We start from the raw sequence: 16561 nt of genomic DNA on the forward strand, positions 1-16561 counted from the left end.
TCAGTTTGGAAAAATCTTATTGATTTTGCTATCTTTCAGTTGGATTGCTTGTTTTTTCAGCAATCACGGCTTGTTGTTGTACCACAGGGGCTTTTGGTTTTGCTTTGACCGGGTTAACCATAAAATTAACACCGAGAGCAAATAGGGTAATCCCTAAAATTTTTCGGATTAAACGTTCAGGCATGCGAGAACTAATAAGCGTACCTACAATAATTGCTGGAATCGAACCCACCAATAACCACATAAGAAGCGTAAAGTCGACGTTACCAGCACTCATGTGTCCAAGGCCGGCCACTAAAGTAAGCAATACCGCATGTACCACATCTGAACCAATAATTCGAATCATTGGCAAGTTAGGGAACATGATCACGAGTGCCATAATGCCAAATGCACCAGCGCCGACAGATGAAAGCGTTACGAATACGCCTAAAATAATACCCATGAGGATGATGTAGAGGCGTTTATGGTGAATAGCCAATTGCTCATTTTCTGTTTGTACGGTTTCTTTATTTCTAAAACGATTAAAGAATTTTTCAATACGTGAACGAAAGATAATTGAAACACCAGTCAGTGTTAGCATAAAACCTAAAACCATGGTTAACACAGCTTTATAGTGAGTTGACTGACTTAAATAGTGTTCAAGTACCCAAGTGGTAGCGAAAGATGCTGGAATACTACCCACTGCAAGCCATAAAACAATTGGCCAGACAATGTTGAGTTTCTTAGCATGAACCATTGAGCCACAGAACTTTGAGATTGCGGCATAAAGTAAATCGGTACCAATTGCGATATGCGGTTCAATTCTAAAAAGACTAATTAAAATTGGTGTCATTAATGACCCACCACCAACTCCTGTAATCCCTACACAGAAACCAACTAACATACCCGCTAAGATAAATTCAAAAGCACCAGACATCTTTATCGCCACTTATCACGAAACGCCCATATCTTATTCCTTTTAGAGATAAACAGTTGTCATGAATAATGATTTACTTATGCAAAAAAAAGCTAAGCAATCAAAATATTGCTTAGCTTGAGTTATTTTTCATCAAATTATTAGGATCTAAGATTATTTTGATGGTTTTAATGGGTTAAGTAGAAGGATGAGACCAAAAGTTAACGGCGTTGCAAATATCCACCAACTGACAAAACCAATTGAAAAATTATAATGTCGAATCAGAATATATGCGCATAAAACAAACAATATGAATGCAGCTATCTTAAAGTATTGGTAATATTTTTGAGCTAATGATTTGAAATGGCCTGTTGATTTTGGCGATCGATATTTTTCACTCGCCATAAACAACAAATACATTCCTAATAAAATTAAGATGAAAGCTATAAAGATCATGAGCTCACCTCAGTATTTAATTTATTCAGCTTCTTTTGGATTTTTTCTACAGCTTTATGCTGAATAGGTTGAATTTTGCAGAATATAAAAATCGCTAAGCCTGCAAATATCCACAAAAATACATCTATACGTGCAAAGACCCAATAATTGTTGAAGCTTTCAACATAATCATGCTTGAGCAAATAAATTAAATTTAAGATTGGAAGCGCCATACAAAGCAGAATAAAAATACTCAGTTGAGTTCGCCATAAATATTGTTTTTTAGTGACTAAAGCAATGATTAAGCTGATTAGCCAAACTAAGAAAAAACTATAAATTTCATAGTTGATCGTGGTTGAAGTGACTGTAAATAATCGATTCGCACTTAAATAGGCGACAGTTGCACACGGCAGTCCTACAAAAGTTGCGACATTTAAACGGTCAACTAAATAGTGTCCAAAGTGAAACTTACTGTTCTTATTTTGAATTTGGCGTTTAAGGCTCCAGAGTAGCAAACCAGAGGCAATCATGACACAACCTAAAATGCCAGAGAAGAACAAACCTAAGCGAAGTAAAGGTTGGGCAAATGTTGCCATGTGTAGACCATAAACTCCCGCATTCAGTGTTGCAATAGCACTATTATTACGTGTGTCTGCTAAGACTTTGCCTGTTGAAGCATTCAATGTAATTTGAGCCTGATTCCGGGTAATTGAATGATCTTCATTTTGAATAAAGGTAATTTGCGCCTGATTGGTATTTGGATTTTTTACACTAATTGTCGATAAAGTTTGATTTCCCCAACGTTGTTGCACTTGGTTTAATAACTTTTCGATAGATAAGTTCTGAGCTGGCTGTATCGATTGGTTCTCAAGCACATTCTTTGTACGTATTTCGGTAAAATATTGATATGGATTTTCAGGATAGAGCTTTTGCATTCCCCAAGGCAGATATAAATAAAAGAAAATAGCTAAGCCTGTAAATGTAATGGTTAAAAAGAAAGGCAGGGCAATCACCGAAGAAATATTATGAAAGTCTAACCATGAACGCTGAGACTTAAATGTACGCAAAGTAAAAAAGTCGGTGAATATTTTTTTATGGGTAATGATGCCTGAAACCAAGGCAATCAACATAATAAATGCGGCAAGACATACTATTAATCGCCCGATGAATATTGGAATACCAAAAAGTTGGTAGTGGAATCGGTAAAAAAAGTCGCCGCCTAGAGTTGCCGAAAGTTTAAGTTCTTGACCAGTGTTTGCATCTAGAGTTGCATTTCCATAACCGCCGTCTGGTTTTTCCCAATACATGGTGTTTACTGGACTCTCAGGTGTTGCAATATTTAAATACCAAGATTTGGCGTCAGGAACATGTTCTTGTAAGTATTGATAGGCTGTTTTAATAGCAATATCTTGCTTTACTTCATATTGCGCAAGTGGAGGCTGCATCCATAAATTAATTTCGTGGCGGTAATAGGACAAACTTCCCATTAAGAAAATGGCAAACACGAGCCATCCGAAAATTAAGCCAGTCCACGAATGTAGCCATGCCATAGATTGGCGTATACCTTTATGCATAACCCACCATACGCGTTGCAAAAAAGAAAAGGGCACATAGAACGACTGATAGCCCAGTGAGTTTCAAAAGTGATTGAATGCAAAAACCTATAATCACGAACACTACATAAAATAGAATTGCTATAAATGCTGCGAGATAGATGGCTTCAGCTTTGTCTAAGGTCAAAAGGAAAATTCCAGTGAGTCCAAGACTTAAATACGTCATACAGGCAAAACCCATACCGAAAACCAGCAAGAATCGATAGAAAACTTTTATGCGATATGACACAGGGAGATTTACAGTTTTGGACATCTTTAATGACACATAAACAAAGAATAATAAGAAAAGCCAATCCCTAAATTGGGATTGGCTACGATATTAATATTTAAACTTTACAGCAACTGTATAGTTGGCTGGAGCTCCATAGTAACCTTGGCCACCAGATAAACCTGTCAAATATTTTTCATTTGTCAGATTGTTTCCATTCACTTGGAACAGTACATGTTCGTTTAAATCATAACTGGCCATAACGTTAAGCAATGCATATGCATCTTGTTTTACAGTTGAGTAAGAGGTGTCATATATATCATCTTGCCATTTAATGCTTGCACCGACTTTTAACTTTGGAATCTGTGGAACAGTATAAGATGCCAAAACGTTAAGCGTTTGAGTCGGGATATTAGGTCTGCCTCTTTCACCCGTTTCCATATTTTTTAGACTAAATGTTGAAAAACCAAAAACTAAATCTAAGTTATCAGTTAATTTTCCAGTTAATCCTACCTCAACACCTTGCGATCTAATCGTTCCGATTGGAGATGAGTATTTGTTATAAAGCGGATCCCATAATGGATCTAGTGCAAAATTATCTTCATCTGTTCTAAAGATGGCGATATTTCCTGTTAAAGCTCCATCTAACCAAGCGCTTTTTACACCTAATTCATAGCTTTCACCCTCTACTGGTACAGCTGTTTGTTTAGTAGAAAGATCAATAACAGTTTGTGGTCTAAAAATAGAGGTGTAACTCATATAACCTGTGTATTCAGGAGTAAAGTTATATGTAATACCTGCATATGGAGAAACTTTATTCTTTTTATATTCTAAAGTGTCGATTTCAGTGTAGTTGGCACCTAAGATAAATTTTAGATCCTCACCTAAGTGAAGACGAGTCGCACCGTAAACGGACTTCATGGTTCTTTCTTCTGGGTCAGCATAGGTAAAGTCTCCCCAAGTCGGTTCTTCAGGAGTCCAGCTTGGTAAGTCTGTGGTAATAACACCTAAACTACTGCCATACGAATAAACACTTTGAGCACTATATTTTGACCAGTTATAACCAATATTTGCTTCGTGTTGCTGCCCTAATAAATTAAAAGTACCTTGAATGTCTGCATTAGCAGTAGTTTCTTTAAATTTTTGATTATAAATCTCTGGTAATAGTGAAATACCAGATGTATTGTCAGTAGCAGAAGGAAATCCATTGAGATAAAGCATTTTATCTTTAACATCTGATTTCTTAAGGTTATAGCCTAATCTTAACTTCCAGTCTCCCCATAATTTTTGTTCAATATTGGCAAAATAATTATCTATTTCCCAATCGTAGTATGTCCATGACGGTGCATAATTATAGTTACGAGAATAACTTATTGGTTCACCTTTGGAGTTAACCAAGGGTAGAGCACCCCATTGAGAACCATTAGCGTATTGACGAGTTTTCGAATATCCTGCTGAAACATTTGTGGTGTCTGTAACGTCAGCTTCTAAAATTCCTTGAAATCCATTTTTTTCTTCTGAATAGCGGTCTAGATAAGAATCTCCTACTTTCTCATAACCTACAAGACGTCCTCGTACTCTTCCATCTTGTGTAAGAGAACCAGAGATATCCGCTTCATAACGTTGTGTATCCCATGAACCATAGCTCACCCCAGCATTTGCTTGAAATTCTTTGGTGGGGCGTTTACGGATATAGTTAATTGTAGCGCCAGGATCGCCAAGAGCATTTGTTAAGGCATCAGCACCTTTGACAATTTCAACACGATCGTAGAAATAACTGTCTGCATCACTATTATTATAATTATAGCTGTCAACTTGAGGGATACCGATTCCATCAACCAAAATGTTTGAAATATCAAAACCACGAGCAGTATAAGTTGTTCGGTTTGTTTCTAATCCAGTTACAGTGACACCGGGAGTATTACTTAAAATATCTCGAGTACTAGTAAGCCCGAAATCTTCAATTTGCTGACGAGTAACGACATTAATAGTTTGAGGGGTTTCTTTAGCCTCAATATTAAGCTTGGTTGCGCTACTCGAGTTCTTAACATTATATGCTTTGGTTTGTTCAGAAGACTGCTCAGCATTTGATGCTTTAACTTGGATCGTCTGTAAAGCTTGTACCTCTGAGTCTTGAGCATGAGATAGGTTCGCATAACAAATCGCGCAGGCGACTATGGTAAGCTTAAATGGTCGAGGTGGGATATTCATAAGAGTAAAGATAATGTAAATAATTCTCATTTATTTTATTGTTTGTAAATGTAAGCTACAATTCAAATTGCATTGTTAATTTAGATTAAAAGATAGTAAGTGAATGTAATTTTAGATAGCCAAGCCCTTTGGCTACTTTTCATGAGTACGTATCGATCAAGTTCAAGATTGATAAACCTCTATGCTAGAATGCATTATTTCAAATTCTTGGGTAAATCGCCTTGGCAAACCGAAAACTTAAAATAGGCATTGTAGTTGGGGAAGTTTCAGGAGATACGCTTGGCGTTAAGCTCATGCGTAGTTTTCGAGAACAAGGAATCGATGCTGAATTTGAGGGAATTGGTGGACCTCAAATGATTGCTGAGGGTTTTAAGAGTTATTACCCGATGGAAACTCTGTCTGTGATGGGGATTGTTGAGGTATTAAAAGACTTAAAAAAATTATTCGCCGTGCGGGATGGTCTAATCAGTCAATGGACTCAAAATCCCGTTGATATTTTTATTGGTATTGATGCACCAGATTTTAACCTCAGACTTTCAAAAAGTATTAAAGAAAAGAATCTCCCGATAAAAACAGTTCAATATGTGAGCCCTTCGGTTTGGGCATGGCGTCAGGGGCGTGTTCATGGCATTAAACAGAGTATAGATTTAGTACTTTGTTTATTTCCTTTTGAAAAAGTCTTCTATGAGCGATATGAAGTTCCAGCGGCATTTGTAGGTCATCCATTGGCTAAACAATTACCACTTGAAAATCCAATTCAAATTGCTAAACAACAATTAGGTATTGATGAAAATCAGAAACATATTGCTTTGTTGCCAGGTAGCCGAAAAGGTGAAGTAGAGCGACTTTTACCTATGTTGCTGGGCGCTGCCAATATTTTGCATACCAAATATCCAGATATTCAATTTTTGATTCCTGCAATTAACGATGCACGTAAACAACAGATTGAGCAGGGTGTTGAACAATTAGCACCTCATTTAAAAGCTGCAATTCATATTTTAGAAAATACAGACGCTGAATCAAAAGTTGGTCGTATGGTCATGAATGCAAGTGACATCATTGCTTTAGCTTCTGGAACAGCGACATTAGAAGCAATGTTAATGCATAGACCTATGGTCACTTTTTATAAGTTGCATTGGTTAACTTATTTAATTGCTAAGTTTTTGGTCAAAATTCCTTACTACTCTTTGCCAAATATCATTGCTGGTAAGAAAGTAATTGAAGAGTTGATTCAGGCAGATGCAACACCAGAAAATTTAGCAGCTGAAATAGAAAAACTAATGAATGTTGAAACAGCACAAATTCAAGTGATGCAACATCTAACCATGCATAAACAGCTTATTTCTGGAAATACAGAAGATCCGGTACAGGTAATTTTGCAATGTTTGAATAGCTAATTTTTAAGATTTGATTGGCTAATTGCTTTTAACCCAGCCAATGAAAATTTCTTAAAATGTTCAACTAAATCGTGTAAGGGCATCTGGGCTATATTCTTAAGAGGCTCGGGTGCTTGAGCATTCGGTCCGGCAATAATGAGCATCATGCAGGGTGTCATAACACTTAAAATGCAGGGTAAAACAGCCGGATCATTTTCATCTAAACCAGCCACTTGGCTAATCAACTTACGAATAAGAAAAAATTTTCGCATTCCTGCAAATTCAATAAAACTTAATAAATGCTCTGAAGGTGAAAACAGTTCACGAATAAAGACTTTGCCATGCCAGACATCTTTTTCAGTTAATTTATGCAATAAAGTCTCAAGTAATAAGTTTAATTTTTCTTCTGGAGAGTGAGTGCTTTCAACAAGTTTTAGCAGGTAGTTTTCATCCAGATAGTGTGCGTGAGCTTCCAATAAAACTGCTTGATATAAACCATCTCGACCATCAAAGTGATAATTAATCGCAGCTAAATCGACATTTGCTGCTTTGGCAATTGCTTTGTTTGCTGTCTTTGCAAAACCATATTGGGCTATCAAAGGTCCCGCAGCCTCAATAATTTTAGACTTGGTTAAATCACCATCACTTCGTCTAGATCTGGACATGTTTAAACCTAATTTTAATTCACCATAAAAGTATATCTTTTATTCAAAGAGTAAGGTAATTTAAATTTAAATTGAATTTAAACTACGAAAATTTGAATTTAATAAAAAGGCCAATAAGATGAATAAAAAAGTGATTGCCGGTGTTTTGGTTATTATAGCTGTGGCTCTAATCGGCTTTTGGGCTTGGAAATATAATGATAAAGAACAATCAGATAGTTTTTTAACTTTGCATGGAAATGTTGATATTCGCCAAGTTTCGCTTGCATTTGAACAGTCTGGCCGTATTCAAAAACTCATGGTCCAAGAGGGTGATAAAGTTCAAGCAGGCCAGTTACTTGCTACTCTTAATACCAATGCATTACAAATTCAGGCAAAGCAGGCGCAAGCACAGCTCAAAGCGCAACAAGAGGCAATTATTAAACAAGAGGTCGGAGCTCGTCCTGAAGAAATTACCCAAGCAAAAGCACAATTGGCTTCTGCTCAAGCAGAGTTAGATAAAACGGATAAAAACTTACAACGGTTACAAATTTTGATGAGTAGCACAGATGGTCGGGCAATTAGCCAACAAGAGTTAGACTATGCCAAAAGTAATCAGCAAAGTGCTCAAGCAGTGGTACGGGAAAGACAGGCCAATTTAGAATTATTAATTAAAGGCGCTAGACAAGAAGATCGTGAAGCGACCAAAGCACAATATGAAGTCGCTCAGGCTAATTTAGATTTAATTAACTATAACCTTACCCAGACTGAACTAAAATCTCCTGTAAATGCAGTGGTCCGAGCACGTCTACAAGAAATTGGCGATATGACAACTGCTCAAAAGGCCGTTTATACATTGACACTGACCGATCCGAAATGGGTACGTGTATATGTCAATGAACAAGATCTCAGTTCCATTAAGATGGGAGATACTGCCCAAGTCATTCGTGATTCTTATCCTAATCAGCCTATTCATGGAAAAATTGGTTATATATCTTCAGTTGCAGAGTTCACCCCTAAAACAGTGCAGACCGAAGAGATTAGAACAACTCTGGTTTATGAAGTCCGAGTGTATGTAAATGATCCGAATGATCAATTAAAAATGGGGCAACCAGTTACTGTGAAAGTTCCATTTGCTTCAAGTGAGAATGCCCATGACCGATGAAAATACAGTGGTTTATGTGCATGATTTGGTCATGATTTTTAAAGCTGAGAGTAAAAAGGCAGCAGATATTACTGCAATTGATCATTTAAACATGCAAATCAATAAAGGAGAACTTACCGCTTTAGTAGGTCCAGATGGTTCGGGGAAAACAACTTTATTACGATTAATGGCAGGATTATATAAAGCCACTTCGGGTTCATTAAATGTACTTGGAATTGACGTGAGTAAAAATCCACAAGCTGTACAAGACCGTATTAGCTATATGCCGCAACGCTTTGGACTATATGAAGATTTAAGCGTACAAGAAAATCTTGATTTATATGCCGATTTACACGATGTTCCAAAAGAAATTCGTCATCAACGATTTAAACGTTTATTGGAAATAACAGACCTTGCTCAATTTACGCAACGTTTAGCGGGTCAACTTTCTGGCGGAATGAAACAAAAACTAGGGCTAGCATGTACTTTAGTTCGTCCCCCAGAGTTACTATTGCTTGATGAGCCTAGTGTTGGTGTAGACCCTTTATCAAGACGGGACTTATGGATCATTATTGAACAGCTTGTTCAGGAAGAAAACCTAAGTGTAATTATAAGTACTGCTTATATGGATGAAGCAGAAAAATGTGCACAAGTTTATATCATGCACGAGGGGAAAATTTTAAAGCAGGGCTCTCCAGAGCAATTAAAAGAAATAGCACGTGGGCAAACATGGCAAGTAGAACCTCCTGCAAATATTAAGGCGCGGACTGTACAAGCCCAATTACTTGATAATCATCTAGAGATTATTGATGCTGTTCCAAAAGGTGAACAAGTACGTTTTATTAGTCGTCAGAAAGAATTATCAGCCGGTGCTTTACCTCAGGGTCTAATAGCAAATACACGAGAACCTGAACTTGAAGATGCTTTTATGATGTTATTACAACAGAATCAAAAGCAACGAAAACAAATATCTATTTCTGAACGAGCTTTTGATTCACTGCAAAATCATGAGTTGGAATCAGACCAACCTATCATTGTGGTCAAAGATTTAGTCAGAACTTTTGGAGATTTTACTGCTGTCGCTAACACTTCATTTGATGTACAGCGCGGTGAAATCTTTGGATTACTTGGGCCTAATGGAGCTGGGAAAACAACGACATTTCGAATGCTGTGTGGATTGTTGCCAGCAAGTAGTGGATATTTGGAAGTTGCTGGTAAAAATTTACGCACAGCTCGAGCTGAAGCTAGGGCTAACGTAGGTTATGTCTCTCAGAAATTTGCACTTTATAGTAATTTAACTGTTTTAGAGAATCTCAAATTTTTTGGTGGAGCCTATGGCTTATCGGGCGAAAAGCTAAAACAACAAATTGATAAAGCGTTACAGCAATACGATTTAAAAACTCATATTAAAAGTGGTGATTTACCGGGTGGCTATAAACAACGTTTATCTATGACTGCTGCACTATTACATGAACCGGAAATTTTATTTTTAGATGAACCCACTAGTGGCATTGATCCACTTGCACGGCGTTCATTTTGGTACAGCATTGGTGAGCTCGCGAATCAGGGTATTACCATCATTATCACTACGCACTTTATGGAAGAAGCGGAATATTGTGACCGGATTGCCATACAAGATGCAGGAAAGTTGTTAGCCTTAGGTTCACCCCAACAAGTACGCGAATTAGCAAGTAAAGATAGATATATCAGTGATATGAATGAGGCTTTTATAGCAATTGTGGAGCAAGCACGTGCTTTAAGGCATGCTGTTTAAGGGGGCTACAATGAGTTTTGCATTTTGGAATCGATTGACAGCGCTAGTTCGTAAAGAAACTAAACAGCTCATTCGTGATAAAAGCAGCCTCGGGATTGGTCTGGTTCTGCCTATCATCTTAATTTTACTATTTGGCTATGGACTTTCCTTTGACTTAAATCAGGCACGAGTTGGTGTTGTAGTTGATCAATCTTCACCACAGATCAATCAGGTTTTAGCGGGTTTAAATGGCTCACAATATTTAACGAGTCAGCAATTTCATAATTTGCCTGAAGCAGAGCAGGCCATTCGAGATGGCGAGATTGATGCCATTTTGCATTTCCCTTCAGATTTATCGAGTCAGGCACAACAAGGTAACGCAAAGGCTCAACTGTTATTAAATGGTACGTCTACCACCATAGCAACAGCTTTGGAAGGATATGTCACAGGTGCTTTGGCTACCGCGCCGTCTATACAAGTTGACCGTAGTCCAATATTAGCAACTTCAAGCGCCGTTAATATTGAACAACGAATATGGTTTAACGAATCTGCTAACAGTACTTGGTTTTTAGTCTCAGGCTTAATGGTATTAATTTTAACTTTAATCGGTGCATTTTTAACGGGGTTACTAATTGCCCGTGAAAGGGAACGGGGAACACTAGAGGCCTTATTTGTGACGCCTGTACGGCCATTTGAAATTGTATTAGCAAAGCTCATTCCCTATGTTGTGGTCGGGATGATTGATATCGTGATCTGTATCATTGCTGCGTATTTTATTTTTGAAGTACCCATGCGTGGTTCATTATTCTCAATTTTATCAGCTTCATTTTTATATTTAATTGTTTCGTTATTACTTGGTTTAACCATATCAGGCTTTGCTCAAAGCCAGTTTCAGGCGAGTCAAATTGCTTTATTGGCAAGTTTTATGCCCGCACTTATGCTGTCAGGATTTGTTTTCGATACACGTAATTTACCTCTGGTCGTGCAAATTATTAGCCAGTTACTTCCAGCTACACACTTTATGATTTTAATTAAAACTTTATTTATGGGAGGTGATGATTGGAAGTTATGGCTTAAAGAATGTGGTTTTTTAGTGGGATATATCGTCGTTTTGATATGTGCCGTGAATTTTTCACTAAAAAAACGGTTGAGATAAAGTTATGTGGCAGCAACTAATCGCTTGGCTAAAACACTTAAGTTTTTTAGTTAAAAAAGAATTCTTAACCATTTTTAGTGACCCTGCAAACAGAGTTATTCTATTTGTACCAGCCCTGATGCAGGCACTTTTGTTTGGTTATGCTGCAACTTATGATGTTAACCGTGTGGATTATGCAATTTTAGATCAGAGTAATGGGCAAGTTTCGCATGAACTAATCTCAAAGCTCGATGGCCCTGGTATTTTTAAGCGGATTGCAACACTTCAATATACAGATCAAATCAAACAGGTAATTGATAGTCGTCAGGCATTGGTCGTGATTACGATTCCTTCAGACTTCGAGAGCAAATTAAATAATAACCAAAGCTCTCCTATACAGGTCATTGTTGATGGCAGAAACTCATCAACTGCTGTTGTGGCTGGTTCATATCTAAATAAAATTATTGGTCAGTTTAATCAGCAAAAATTTAACTCAGCCTTACCGATTAGTCTTGAAACAAGAACATGGTACAATCCAAATCAAGAGTCTCGATGGAGCTTAATGCCTTCATTAATTGCGGCTTTAAGTATGATGCAGACATTGCTTCTATCTGCTTTATCTGTAGCACGTGAACGAGAGCAGGGTACATTCGATCAGTTATTAGTTACGCCGTATACACCATTACAAATTATGATTGGTAAGGCCTTGCCGCCAATTTTTGTAGGCTTGATGCAATCAACCATTATTTTATTGATCATTTTATTCTGGTTTAAAATTCCTATGAATGGCTCTATTGGACTGCTTTATTTTGGTTTATTGAGTTTTAACATAGCTGTAGTCGGAGTGGGCCTATCAATTTCGGCCTTATCTTTAAATATGCAACAAGCCATGCTTTTTACATTTTTATTGATTATGCCTTTGATGTTGCTTTCAGGTTTACTTACACCAGTAGAAAACATGCCGAAAGTACTACAAATAGCAACTTACGCAAACCCTTTAAGGTTTGGAATTAACTTGGTACAACGGGTTTATTTGGAAGGTACGAGCTTTGCACAAGTCAAATTCAACTTTATTCCAATGATCATACTTGGAGTAGTAACTTTACCCTTAGCTGCTTGGCTATTTAGGAAAAGATTATCTTAATCATGTTAATGAAAAAGCCCCATTTTAGGGGCTTTAAAACTTACTTAGGCACGTATAATCAGTTGGTAACCTGTATATTTACGGATGTTAATAACACCAATATCAAAAATTAAATATTGACCTTTAATGCCCTGTAATACACCGCGAATTTTTGGAGTTTTATCCAAATTTAATGACTTAATCTTTTCAGGGTACTGCTCAACAGGGTAAACAAACTCACGTGGTAGCTCATCTTCTAATAATTCAACCGTTTCGTTAAATTCAAGATTTTGGCTAAATTCCTCACGAATCGTTTGAATTTTAGGTGCAAACTCTTCGATTAACTGATCACGTTGCTCAGTTAGTTTTAGAGGTTCAGCTTCTCCCTTAAGGAGTTTACGCCAATCAGTTTTGTCAGCAACTAAAGAACCAAACATTGTTTCAAGCTGACCAGATAAACGACGTGATCCAACTTTCATAATTGGTAAGGCCTGAGTTGCACCTTGATCTAACCAACGACCTGGCATATGACTAACGCGGGTAATGCCAACTTTCAAAGCGCTCGAATTTGCCAAATACACAATATGAGGCTGGAAACAAACATTGTGGGCAAAGTCATCTTCACGACATGTACCTAAGTGGTAATGGCATGTTTCTGGTTTCATAATGCAGAGGTCACATTCCGCTTTCGTTTTAAAACATTTAAAGCAGTGACCTTGAGAATAAGATTTTGGTGTTTTAGTGCCACAAGAGGTGCAATAAATATTACCTGTCCATTCGATTTCTAGTTCTTGTCCTAAATTAAAAGGAAGATCAATTTCTGAACGATCTAATACAAATTTGTATTCAACATTTGCCTTGGTTGTCTGTTGATCAGTTACACTAGCATCTTTTAGGCCTGCATGCATTTTATGGCAAATGCCTTGTAGTTCCATAAAGTTTAAACTCACATCTTTCAATTAAGGGTTGCAGTCATGGCTGAACAAAATGTCATCGCTTCTATGCTAGACGATTTATCAAAAGAACAGCCCATTCATACTGCACTTTGTATTGGCCAAAAAATTGACCAGAATCACGCAATTCAATGGCACTATTTTAGCGTAACTGAGCTTTTAAGTCTGCCTTTTACTCAGCGTTATGATTTGGGTTTTGTATTATTTGATACTGATGAAATGCATAACATCAGTGATATTCAAAAATCACAATTATTAGTAAAGCTACGAGATTTATTAGCAAAACGAATTGTTGTGGTGAGCAAACGAAGTGATGAACAGTTATTACGTTCCCTAGGCTTCACACAACTGATTGATAAGACTTCGCATGATAGTGATTTTGCTTTATGGCAATTTAATATATTGACCTATAAACATGTTCCAGATTGGTTTAATTCAAAGTTTTGGGCAAACCCAGAAAACTGGAATAGATTCCGTTGGTAAAAGAGCATTAAATCTCTTTCAAAATTTAACAATTTGGTTTTTGCTGTCTGAACAAGAATCCGCGTATGCTCATGTATAAACCATACATAAGAGTTACACATGACAAATTTAAGCAGCATTGTTGAAGTTTTGGCTCAGCAGGCTTTAGGTGGGAACCAGCAAGCATCAGGTCAAGGCGGTTTGGGCGGAATTTTAGGTTCAGTACTTGGACAAATGGGTGGTAATACTTCTTCTGGCGCTCAAGGGGGCCTTGGTGGAGTATTCGGTTCTGTATTGGGTCAAGTGACTGGCAATAATAATGCACCTCAAGCAGGTGGTGGTGTACAAAGTTTATTAATTGCGGTTGTGCCTTTAATTTTAGGTTGGGTTCAGCAACAAGGTGGTTTGCAGGCAGCTTTAGAAAAGTTAAAAGGTGCGGGTTTAGGTAACCAAGTTCAAAGCTGGGTTGATCCAAATCAAAGCAATAGTGAGGTTCCTACTCAACAATTGCAGAGTTTATTTAATCCAGCTGACATTGAGCAGGTTGCTGCGCAAGCTCAAGCTCCAAAAGAGCAAGTTTACGGTGCAATTGCGTCAGTCTTACCTCAAGTCATTGACTCATTAACACCTCAGGGTGACAGTACCGATCATCAAGAAGCAAACCAAGACATTCAAAATGTTATGAATCTTGTAAGTGGTTTCTTAAAGTAAGCTACAAAGTAAAAAAAGCCGGTATAAAAATATCGGCTTTTTAAATCTGAACAATAAAATAAAAGGGCATTAGCCCTTTTATTTTAGATATGAATCAAAGATAACTAATTAGAAGTTATATTCGATACCTGTACCTACAACAGTTTGCTTGTCATCATCATTCAACCAGTCGCGTTTTTGTTGAGCAACAATACCGTAGAAACGAGCTTGCTTGTTGATTTGATAATCAAGACCTAAACCGTACAAGTCAATTTTACGATCTGCTTGACCACTTACTTGTGTTTCAGCAGAAGCGTATTCAGCTTTCACTTTAAGTTTAGTATTTGGAATTTTATACGCCGCTGTAACAGCATAAGCTTCTTCTTCTAAACCGCGGTAAGCTTTACCAGCTTTGTCAACTGCACCATCTGATTTATATGTTTGACCATATGCAGTCAGGTCATCAGTAGGTTCAGCATGTTGCCATAAAGCACCTACAACAAAGCCTGATTTTGCGATGTCATAAGAACCCGTTACACGGTAAGCATCTGTATAAACATCTTTCAGACCGTAAGCAGCATATTTACCTTTAATACCGAAGTCACCAGCAGCAGCCACTGCTAAGCCAAGGTCTTTGTTTTCATAACCAAGCGCAGTTGACACAGAGTCAAAGCTGTCGTTTTTGCTGTCTTTACCAGTTTCACCTTGTTTGCTATCTGAGGTGCTTTCGCCAGTTTGAGCCATGATATTGAATGTTAAACCAGCTAATAATTTAGGGTCTAATTCAAAACCAACCACGTTGTCTAAGCGGTTTTCGCCGTACATGATGTTGGTAATATCTAAACGTGTATCGTCATTAAAGATGTCTTGGTTACCACCAGCAGCGGTTTTAAAGTAAGAATCGTACTTACCTACTTTTAATGTACCCACGCCTTCAGTTTTTAAACCGATAAAACGGTTACGAGCGCTAAGATCAGTATCAGAACCTGAACCATCAGTAGAAATTGCCCATTCAGCTAAATAAACAGCAGATAGCTTGTCAGTTAATTTCTCTTCGCCTTTTACCCCAATGCGAGAAGAGTTTGAGTTAACTTCAGTAACGTCACTTTTTCCATCGAAATTTTTATTGTCAACTTGGTTAATAGAAACATTCAGTTTGCCATACAAAGTTGGCGCTGCTTGCACCGCGTTTATGCTCAAAGTTGCAACTGCGGCAGCGAGTAGCAATTTCTTCATTGAGATTTCTCCAAAAAGTTTTTAAAAATGGCGTATGCCTAGTTAACTATTTATTTTGTAGTTGACTTATGTACAAAAAGTTACAAAAGCTCACCAACTTGCTAAGCAGTATCGGCAAACTTTGTGACAGGGGCGTGAAAAATAAATGACAGTTTTATGACGGTTAAAATTTAGAAATAAATTAATTATTTTAATTTTTTATAGTTTTTAGACGAAAAAAAGCGGAGTCAAAACTCCGCTTTAATGAATTAAAATCAAAGAGCTGCTTTAATTTTCTCAGCTAATCCTTTAATTTTTTCTTGATCTCCTAACTCTACAGCATGGCGTCCAAGTTGATGCACATTTGTAGGAATAAGGTGAAAATGAACATGCGGAACAGTTTGTCCTGCCGCTGCTCCAGAAAGTTGCATCAAGACAATACCTTCTAAATTGAGGGCTTTTTCCATTGCTTTCGCAATTTTCTGAACAATTTGTATGGTATATGCGGCTGCTTCTGGAGGTAAATCAAGGAGCGTTACAGCAGGTGTTTTTGGAATAACTAATGTATGACCATCGGCTTGAGGCATAATATCCATAAAAGCTAGAACTTGATCATCTTCATAGATTTTTATCGCTGGAAGTTCATCACGTAAAATTTTTGCGAAGATATTTTGATCATCGTATGCCATGTATTATTCCTTTAAAAA

At 37.3% G+C, this 16561-nt stretch carries 16 protein-coding genes; 7 read left to right on the plus strand and 9 right to left on the minus strand.

Annotation, left to right across the window (positions count from 1 at the left end; translation table 11 throughout):
• Positions 1-28: 28 nt before the first annotated feature.
• The 5 genes from ACPF64_RS12780 to ACPF64_RS12800 all read right to left on the minus strand — a co-directional run bounded on the left by ACPF64_RS12780 (position 29) and on the right by ACPF64_RS12800 (position 5362).
• The gene (locus ACPF64_RS12780) at positions 29-916 is read right to left on the minus strand and encodes a sulfite exporter TauE/SafE family protein (RefSeq protein ID WP_270902393.1); all 888 of its coding nucleotides are present in this window, start codon (positions 914-916) and stop codon (positions 29-31) included.
• A 153-nt stretch (positions 917-1069) separates the two neighbouring features.
• Positions 1070-1351: a DUF1634 domain-containing protein gene (locus ACPF64_RS12785; RefSeq protein ID WP_231761215.1), complete on the minus strand. Its 282-nt coding sequence runs from the start codon at positions 1349-1351 to the stop codon at positions 1070-1072.
• Complete coding sequence (locus tag ACPF64_RS12790) at positions 1348-2904, minus strand: PepSY-associated TM helix domain-containing protein (RefSeq protein WP_426453667.1); 1557 nt, start codon at positions 2902-2904, stop codon at positions 1348-1350. The genes ACPF64_RS12785 and ACPF64_RS12790 overlap by 4 nt, the downstream gene beginning before the upstream one ends.
• Positions 2897-3196, minus strand: a complete 300-nt coding sequence (locus ACPF64_RS12795) for a hypothetical protein (protein ID WP_426453669.1) — start codon at positions 3194-3196, stop codon at positions 2897-2899. Before ACPF64_RS12795 ends, ACPF64_RS12790 begins: the two co-directional genes overlap by 8 nt.
• Before the next feature lie 66 nt (positions 3197-3262).
• Complete coding sequence (locus ACPF64_RS12800) at positions 3263-5362, minus strand: TonB-dependent siderophore receptor (protein ID WP_426453671.1); 2100 nt, start codon at positions 5360-5362, stop codon at positions 3263-3265.
• A 221-nt stretch (positions 5363-5583) separates the two neighbouring features.
• On the opposite strand from ACPF64_RS12800, the gene lpxB reads away from it, so the two are divergent.
• On the plus strand, positions 5584-6759 hold the full coding sequence (lpxB, locus tag ACPF64_RS12805) for a lipid-A-disaccharide synthase (protein ID WP_426453673.1): 1176 nt from the start codon (positions 5584-5586) through the stop codon (positions 6757-6759).
• On the opposite strand, the gene ACPF64_RS12810 is transcribed toward lpxB, so the two are convergent.
• The gene (locus ACPF64_RS12810; RefSeq protein WP_424610348.1) at positions 6756-7403 is read right to left on the minus strand and encodes a CerR family C-terminal domain-containing protein; all 648 of its coding nucleotides are present in this window, start codon (positions 7401-7403) and stop codon (positions 6756-6758) included. The two genes, lpxB and ACPF64_RS12810, sit on opposite strands and share 4 nt — an antisense overlap.
• Positions 7404-7521: 118 nt before the next feature.
• On the opposite strand from ACPF64_RS12810, the gene ACPF64_RS12815 reads away from it, so the two are divergent.
• The 4 genes from ACPF64_RS12815 to ACPF64_RS12830 are packed head-to-tail and all read left to right on the plus strand — an operon-like array spanning position 7522 to position 12555.
• Positions 7522-8544 (plus strand): HlyD family efflux transporter periplasmic adaptor subunit, encoded by a 1023-nt coding sequence (locus tag ACPF64_RS12815; protein ID WP_426453676.1) that lies wholly within the window; start codon positions 7522-7524, stop codon positions 8542-8544.
• A complete protein-coding gene (locus ACPF64_RS12820; protein WP_426453678.1) occupies positions 8534-10297 on the plus strand; it encodes an ATP-binding cassette domain-containing protein in 1764 nt (587 codons plus the stop codon). Before ACPF64_RS12815 ends, ACPF64_RS12820 begins: the two co-directional genes overlap by 11 nt.
• A gap of 10 nt (positions 10298-10307) precedes the next feature.
• Positions 10308-11432 (plus strand): ABC transporter permease, encoded by a 1125-nt coding sequence (locus ACPF64_RS12825; RefSeq protein ID WP_426453680.1) that lies wholly within the window; start codon positions 10308-10310, stop codon positions 11430-11432.
• Between the two features lie 4 nt (positions 11433-11436).
• Positions 11437-12555, plus strand: coding sequence for an ABC transporter permease (locus ACPF64_RS12830; protein WP_426453682.1), 1119 nt, complete (start codon positions 11437-11439; stop codon positions 12553-12555).
• A gap of 44 nt (positions 12556-12599) precedes the next feature.
• On the opposite strand, the gene ACPF64_RS12835 is transcribed toward ACPF64_RS12830, so the two are convergent.
• Positions 12600-13469, minus strand: coding sequence for a DUF2797 domain-containing protein (locus ACPF64_RS12835; RefSeq protein WP_198078578.1), 870 nt, complete (start codon positions 13467-13469; stop codon positions 12600-12602).
• Positions 13470-13508: 39 nt separating this feature from the next.
• Here ACPF64_RS12835 and ACPF64_RS12840 point away from each other — a divergent pair, with 39 nt between their 5' ends.
• Complete coding sequence (locus ACPF64_RS12840) at positions 13509-13970, plus strand: DUF6231 family protein (protein ID WP_426453684.1); 462 nt, start codon at positions 13509-13511, stop codon at positions 13968-13970.
• 99 nt (positions 13971-14069) lie between these two features.
• A complete protein-coding gene (locus tag ACPF64_RS12845) occupies positions 14070-14660 on the plus strand; it encodes a YidB family protein (protein WP_426453686.1) in 591 nt (196 codons plus the stop codon).
• A 108-nt stretch (positions 14661-14768) separates the two neighbouring features.
• Here ACPF64_RS12845 and ACPF64_RS12850 read toward each other — a convergent pair whose 3' ends face one another.
• Positions 14769-15875, minus strand: coding sequence for a porin (locus ACPF64_RS12850; protein ID WP_045432597.1), 1107 nt, complete (start codon positions 15873-15875; stop codon positions 14769-14771).
• Between the two features lie 254 nt (positions 15876-16129).
• Entirely contained in the window at positions 16130-16543 is a 414-nt protein-coding gene (locus tag ACPF64_RS12855) for an HIT family protein (protein WP_004642705.1), read from the minus strand.
• Between the last annotated feature and the right edge of the window lie 18 nt (positions 16544-16561).

This window comes from Acinetobacter sp. KB005 (assembly GCF_049949095.1).
Lineage (GTDB): Bacteria > Pseudomonadota > Gammaproteobacteria > Pseudomonadales > Moraxellaceae > Acinetobacter > Acinetobacter calcoaceticus.